Raw genomic sequence first — 7066 nt, forward strand, 5'->3', positions numbered from 1 at the left:
AATTATTATTTCATTCTTGTTTATATAATCTTGAGAAATTTTTCTTAATATAGATATATATTTCTATATTATGCAATTTTATTGATATCTATCAATATTTTTTAGAAATCGTTTTCTTTTTTTTATAAAAAAAAGTACCTATTAGGTACTTTTTGTTTCAGCTGACCTGGTCTTTGACCCCACACTCGCCTACTGCAGCTTTCGCTCGGGTTTGCCTCACTACTAACCATCTCGATTTTAATACCGGTAGGTCTTACATCTAAGACGCACCATGATCATTAACCCAATTTTTAGTGTTAACTTACGTGGATCCTTTAGCCTGCGTCTGGCTTGGACTTGCAACCACAGACCTGAAACATATTACTATTTTAACGGCTTAAAACAATTCTGTCAATAGAATTTTATTCCTTTATATATACATCTACACAAGTTGTTAGTAATGTAAATATACATATACTATTTACAGAGTTCATTTTCAATACTTTTGATATTTCATTTGCTGTTGATCCTGTAGTAAAAATATCATCAATTAATATTACATTTTTATTTTCTATAAGATTAATATTCTCTTTTATCTTAAATCCATTTTTCAATTCTTTTTCTCTATCTTCTTTATTTAGCTTGTATAGCTTTTTTGTATTTTTTACTCTGCTAATACAATCCAATATAGGTATATCTAGTAAATCGCCTAATTTATTAGCTATTTTTTCTGCTTGATTAAATCCCCTTTTTTTTAGTCTTTTTTTATGTAAAGGAACAAATAATATATAGTCAGCTTCTATACCTTCTAGCAAAAACTTTTCTTCCATTAGGCACGCTATATATTTGCACAAATAAGTTTTACTTTTATATTTAAAATCTAAAATTAATTTTTTACTTATATCATCATATTCTATACAAGAGATTACTTTATCAAAGTAAAAAGTTTTATTATAACAATAGTTACACTCAATTAAGCTTTCTCTTTCCAAATTTCTATTTACTATAGGTTTGCCACATTTATTACATCCATCAAAAATAAAATTTAGCTCCTTAAAACAACTTCTGCAAAGAGAATAAGAGTTAGTTAGTTTTATGGGATTATCACAAATTATGCAAGTTATATTTCTAGGATAAACATAATTTATTAGAACCTTTATAGTTTCTCTTATATTATTTGGAATTAACTTTGATATAAATCTCATTATTATCTACTTAACAACCCTTCTTTTATAAATTTATTTAATTTATATGATAAATTAGAGTATCTGTCATTTATTCTATTATTTTTGATCATTTGTTCTAAATACTTAACATCACCAACTAATACAACAAGTTTTTTTGCCCTTGTTACTGCAGTATAGAGTAAATTACGACTTAGTAGCATAGGAGGAGCCCAAACTATAGGTATAACTACTACAGGGAATTCACTCCCTTGACTTTTGTGAATTGTAGTACAAAAACTATGATCAAGTTCATCTAGTTCATCATATTTATAAGAAGCAATTTTCACCTTATCAAAAAGTACAAAAACAGTCTTCTTATCTTTATCTATATGAAATATATATCCAATATCTCCATTGTATATACCTTCACCATTATCACTTTTGTCTTCTGTTTCCCATTTTTTCGTGTAGTTATTTCTAATTTGCATTACTTTGTCCCCTACTCTAAAAGTTCTCTTAGCAAACTCTTCTTCTTGTTTATATTTATTAGGAGGGTTAAGGTATTTTTGTAATTCTATATTTAGATTTGTTACACCTAGGTCACCTTTTCTCATGGATGTTAACACTTGTATATCTTTTAATTTATCAAAGTTATAAAACTTAGGTAGCCTTTCGCTAACAAGGCCTATTATTTCATTTAAAATTTCTTCGTTTGTATTTTTTCTCAAGAAGAAGAAATCTTTATTTTTAACATTTAAAAATAATGGTTCTCCATTATTTATCTTATGGGCATTTACTACTATCATACTTTCTCTTGCTTGCCTGAATATTTCATCTAATCGCACTGTCTTTATTACACCAGAATCGATTATATCTTTTAGAACATTTCCTGCTCCTACTGACGGTAACTGATCACTATCTCCAACTAAAAGTAACCTTGTTCCTAGTTTTATTGCTTTTAGCAGATTATACATTAATATAATATCAACCATAGATGCCTCGTCTAATATTATTACATCTGCCTCTATGGGGTCTTCTTCATCTTTAAAGAATGTTAATTCATCACCATCTGTGGAAAATCCCATTTCTAGAAGCCTATGAATAGTCTTAGCTTCTTTATTTGAAGTTTCACTCATTCTTTTAGCTGCCCTACCTGTTGGAGCACATAAAACTACCTTTTGATCGTTATTTTCAAATATTTTTATTATAGTATTTATAGTTGTAGTTTTTCCTGTACCAGGACCACCTGTAATAATTGTTACTCCATTATTTATAGCTTCTTTTACTGCTAAGATTTGATTATTGGCTAAACTTATTTCATCTTCTTTTTCAACAATTTTTATTTCTTCATCTATATTAATATGTAAATCTTTAGTTTCATGTTGAGATAACTTTACAATTTCCTTACACACACCATTTTCACATATATAATACATCATTAAATATACTAAAATTTCTCCATCTCTATTTTCTAAATGTAATTTTTGATTGTATGCCAAATCTATGATTCCATTTTCTACAAATGTGGGCTCTACACCTAAAATTTTAACTGATTGTTCAATCAATACCCTTTTAGGCAAGTATGTATGACCACTCCCTAGACTTTGATTTAGTGTAAATAAAATACCTTGCATAATTCTATCTGGAGAATATTTATCTATACCAATCTTGCTAGCTATATCATCAGCTATTCTAAATCCTATACCTCTTACTTCTTCTGCTAATCTGTATGGATTTTTATTTATCACTTCTAAAGACTTATCTTTGTATTTTTTATATATTCTTAAACAATAATTAGGAGTTATTCCATAAGGAGATAGTTGTATTATTATATTTCTAAGCTCTCTATTTTCTTCATAGCTCTCTTGGATTTGCTTGACTTTTTTCATACCTATTCCTTCTACTTCAGTTAATCTTTCTGGAGTATTTTGAATAATATTTAAAGTATCTACACCAAATTTATCTATTATCCTTTTAGCCATTTTTTCGCCTATTCCATGAATCATACCTGAAGATAAATAAACATAAATACCTTCTAAAGAAGACGGTGTAACAGGCATAAAGCTTTGTACCTCAAATTGAGAACCATAAATTTTATGATTAATCCATTTTCCTTCAACCTCTATACTTTCTCCTACAGATAAAGTTGGCATACAGCCTACAATAGTTATTTCATCATTTTCATTAGCTAAAGATGCTATAGTGTAACCATTCTCTTCATTTTTAAAGACTATATCGCTAACCATTCCTTGTAATTTTTCCATTTTAATTCTCCTAAAATCATTTATTAACTCATACTTATAATTATTAGTATTATAAGTATATTTTATGTTATCACTTAATGTAAAAAAAATAAAGAGCCGTATATTCTACAACTCTTTATTATTTATATTAATTATTAAAATTATTTTACTGAAGATTGTTTTCTTAATGTTTCAGCTTTGTCAGTTCTTTCCCATGGTAAATCAATGTCAGTTCTTCCAAAGTGTCCATAAGCAGCTGTTTGTCTGTATATAGGTTTTCTTAAGTCTAAGTCTCTTATTATAGCACCTGGTCTTAAGTCAAAGTTCTTATTAATTAATTCAACTAACTCAGCTTCTGACACTTTTCCTGTTCCAAATGTGTCAACAAATATAGATAATGGCTTAGCAACACCTATAGCATAAGCTAGTTCTATTTCACACTTATCTGCAAGTCCTGCAGCTACTATATTTTTAGCAACGTATCTTGCAGCATAAGCAGCCGATCTATCAACCTTAGTTGCATCTTTTCCTGAGAATGCTCCACCACCGTGTCTAGCATATCCTCCATAAGTATCTATTATTATTTTTCTTCCTGTTAAACCAGTATCTCCTTGTGGTCCACCTATAACAAATCTTCCTGTTGGATTTATGTATATTTTAGTTTCATCATCTAGTAAATCTGCTGGTATAACTTCTTTTATTACTAACTCTATTAAATCTTTTCTTATAGTTTCGTTATCCACATGTTCACTATGTTGAGTAGATATTAGTATAGTATGTACTCTTACTGGCTTATTTCCATCGTACTCTACTGTAACTTGAGTTTTACCGTCTGGTCTTAAATAATCTACTGTTTCATTTTTTCTTATTTCTGTTAATCTTCTAGATAATTTATGTGCTAAAGATATAGGTAATGGCATTAATTCTGGAGTTTCATTACATGCAAATCCAAACATTATACCTTGATCTCCTGCTCCTATAGCTTCTATTTCTTCTTCAGTTTGTTCTCCACTCCTACTTTCTAAAGCTTCATCAACTCCCATAGCTATATCTGATGATTGCTCGTCTATAGCAGTTATAACTGCACAAGTTTGACTATCAAATCCATACTTAGCTCTTGTATATCCTATTTCTTTTATTGTATCCCTAACTATTTTTTGTATATCTACATAAGCTTTTGTAGATATTTCACCTGCTACTAATACTAATCCTGTAGTTGTAGTTGTTTCACAAGCTACTCTTGATAAAGGGTCCTTCTCTAATAAAGCATCTAATATTGCATCTGAAATTTGGTCACACATTTTATCTGGATGGCCTTCAGTTACTGACTCCGATGTAAATAAATGTCTTGACATTGTACTTCCTCCTTTTTATTATGTATTTTTGTCAATTTGGGTAAAAATAAAACCTCTTCTTTGACAGAAGAGGTTAATTATCACATAAAAATTCTAATTAACTAACCTCATCTCTCTAACGTTTCCGTTAAGTAGGATTTAGCACCGTCCCCCAAATATTGGAAGTGGTTGCTGGGCTTCATAGGGCCTGTCCCTCCGCCTCTCTTGATAAGGTGTAATCACGATTACACATATTTTAATATTACTTTTAACAACTATATGATAACCTTTTTTTGATATAGTGTCAAGAATTTATTTATTTTATGAACACTATTACACCTTGCATCATATGATTAATATATAAGTGTCTTTATGTTTATTAAAGTTATGTATTTTTTTATTAGGTAGTTCATATATTTTTGAAGGGAGGTAAGTTCCTATGTATTTAGCCAAAGTGAACTATAAAAAAGAAAATGTTATAGAAATATTAAGCTTAATACTCAAAGATATAATTAATGAAAATACCGTTGTTATTTGTATAGGAACGGATCGTGCTATAGGAGATGCTTTAGGTCCTTTAGTCGGTACTATGCTTAAAAATAGCGACTTTAAATACCCCGTTTACGGTACCCTAGATAATCCTATTCATGCCTTGAACATATATGAATCTATTGATCAAGTAAAAGAAAAACATCCTAACAGTGAATTCTTAGCTATTGATGCCTGCTTAGGTTCTATAAATAATATAGGAAATATCCAAATTAGAAAAGGACCCATTCTTCCAGGTAAAGGCGTAGGTAAAAAACTCCCGCAAATTGGATCTCATTCAATTGTAGGTATTGTAGATAAAGTAGATGAAAATAATAGATTTTCATTTAATAATGTTCGACTACATTTTATTCTCGAATTGGCTGAAACTATTGCTTTATCAATATTACTCTCAACTTAAACATAATCATCTATGTACTTATCTGAAAATTCGCTTTGTTAATGTGGCAACGGACTATAAATCTGGTTAGTTGCTCCATTAAGTAGTTGGATTTTATGTTTTATCCATATTTCATATAAAATATAAAATTCTTACAAATTAAAAAGGGCCGTACATACTAATTAAAATTATTATGACAGCCCTTTTATATTATTTTTTATTTCTTCTTTTAAATGTTCCACCTGTTTCTAATAAATCTAATGTACTTAATGATGAACCAGTTCCTCTTGCAACACAAGATAATGGATCGTCAGCAACTATTACATTAATTCCTGTTGCTTCTTCAATTCTCTTATCTAAATTCTTTAATAATGCTCCTCCACCTGTCATTACTATCCCAGATGTACTTATGTCAGCTGCCAATTCTGGTGGTATTTTTTCTAATACTACTCTAGTTGTAGCAACTATTTGCTTTATACATTCTTCTAAAGCTTCTGCTATTTCTTCTGAGCTTACTTCTATAGTTTCTGGAAGTCCTTTTATTATATTTCTACCACTTATTTTCATAAGCTTTTCTTCACTATCTTTCATAGCTGTCCCAATTTCCATTTTCAGCTTTTCTGCGCTTCTTTCACCTATAAGAAGATTATGCTTTTTCTTAATATAAGCTACTATGGCAGCATCAAACTTATCTCCACCTACTTTAATTGAGTCACTAACTACTGCTCCCCCAAGAGATATAACAGCTATATCCGTAGTTCCTCCACCTATATCTATTACCATATTCCCATTTGGTAGAGATATATCCATACCAGCACCAATCGCTGCTGCTATTGGTTCTTCTATTATATAAACTTCTCTTGCCCCAGCTTCTCTAGTTGCTTCTTCTACTGCCCTTTTTTCAACTTCTGTAACACCTGTTGGTACACACACCATTATTCTTGGCATTACAAGCCTTCTAAATCCTTTTTTCTCTACTATCTTTTCTGTAAAGTATTTTAACATTTTTTCAGTTGCTTCATAATCTGAAATAACACCATCTTTTAATGGTTTTATTGCCACTATATTTGCAGGTGTTCTACCTATCATTTTTCTCGCTTCATTTCCAACTGCTAAAACTGTATTTGTGTTTTTTTCAATCGCAACTACTGATGGTTCTTCTAATACGATACCCTTACCATCTACATATACTAAGACATTTGCCGTCCCTAAATCTATTCCTATATCTGCTCCAGCCATATTCTCACTCCTCTTATTATTTATATATAAAGTTAATTTGCTTTCTATTAAAGACCTCTATGTTACAAGATATACAAAAAAATAATATAAGTCAAGGAAAAAGTGTAGGTTTTATGCTATATTTTTATTATATTATGATAATTTTTATTTTATATTATTATTTATTTTTATTGCTTA

Annotated in this window: 5 protein-coding genes and 1 riboswitch; of the genes, 1 reads left to right on the plus strand and 4 read right to left on the minus strand. The window is 29.6% G+C overall.

Annotation, left to right across the window (positions count from 1 at the left end; all coding sequences use genetic code 11):
- Positions 1-401: 401 nt before the first annotated feature.
- From NSA58_RS13080 to metK, 3 genes are all read right to left on the minus strand, one after another.
- Complete coding sequence (locus NSA58_RS13080; RefSeq protein ID WP_039681402.1) at positions 402-1184, minus strand: ComF family protein; 783 nt, start codon at positions 1182-1184, stop codon at positions 402-404.
- 2 nt (positions 1185-1186) lie between these two features.
- Positions 1187-3409, minus strand: coding sequence for an SF1B family DNA helicase RecD2 (recD2, locus tag NSA58_RS13085; RefSeq protein ID WP_074080207.1), 2223 nt, complete (start codon positions 3407-3409; stop codon positions 1187-1189).
- Positions 3410-3549: 140 nt separating this feature from the next.
- A complete protein-coding gene (gene metK, locus NSA58_RS13090; protein ID WP_039681404.1) occupies positions 3550-4743 on the minus strand; it encodes a methionine adenosyltransferase in 1194 nt (397 codons plus the stop codon).
- A 104-nt stretch (positions 4744-4847) separates the two neighbouring features.
- Positions 4848-4957: riboswitch (SAM riboswitch) on the minus strand.
- Between the two features lie 204 nt (positions 4958-5161).
- Here metK and yyaC point away from each other — a divergent pair.
- Positions 5162-5671: a spore protease YyaC gene (gene yyaC / locus NSA58_RS13095; protein ID WP_039681405.1), complete on the plus strand. Its 510-nt coding sequence runs from the start codon at positions 5162-5164 to the stop codon at positions 5669-5671.
- 189 nt (positions 5672-5860) lie between these two features.
- On the opposite strand, the gene mreB is transcribed toward yyaC, so the two are convergent.
- A complete protein-coding gene (mreB, locus tag NSA58_RS13100; protein WP_039681406.1) occupies positions 5861-6889 on the minus strand; it encodes a rod shape-determining protein in 1029 nt (342 codons plus the stop codon).
- Positions 6890-7066 lie beyond the last annotated feature (177 nt).

Source organism: Terrisporobacter muris, assembly GCF_024621905.1.
GTDB lineage: Bacteria > Bacillota > Clostridia > Peptostreptococcales > Peptostreptococcaceae > Terrisporobacter > Terrisporobacter muris.

What these genes read in the sequence shown, in the direction of transcription:
- NSA58_RS13080 (WP_039681402.1), bottom strand. Translation starts at nt 1,184, where the DNA reads ATGAGATTTATATCAAAGTTAATTCCAAATAATATAAGAGAAACTATA.
- recD2 (WP_074080207.1), bottom strand. Translation starts at nt 3,409, where the DNA reads ATGGAAAAATTACAAGGAATGGTTAGCGATATAGTCTTTAAAAATGAA.
- metK (WP_039681404.1), bottom strand. Translation starts at nt 4,743, where the DNA reads ATGTCAAGACATTTATTTACATCGGAGTCAGTAACTGAAGGCCATCCA.
- yyaC (WP_039681405.1), top strand. Translation starts at nt 5,162, where the DNA reads ATGTATTTAGCCAAAGTGAACTATAAAAAAGAAAATGTTATAGAAATA.
- mreB (WP_039681406.1), bottom strand. Translation starts at nt 6,889, where the DNA reads ATGGCTGGAGCAGATATAGGAATAGATTTAGGGACGGCAAATGTCTTA.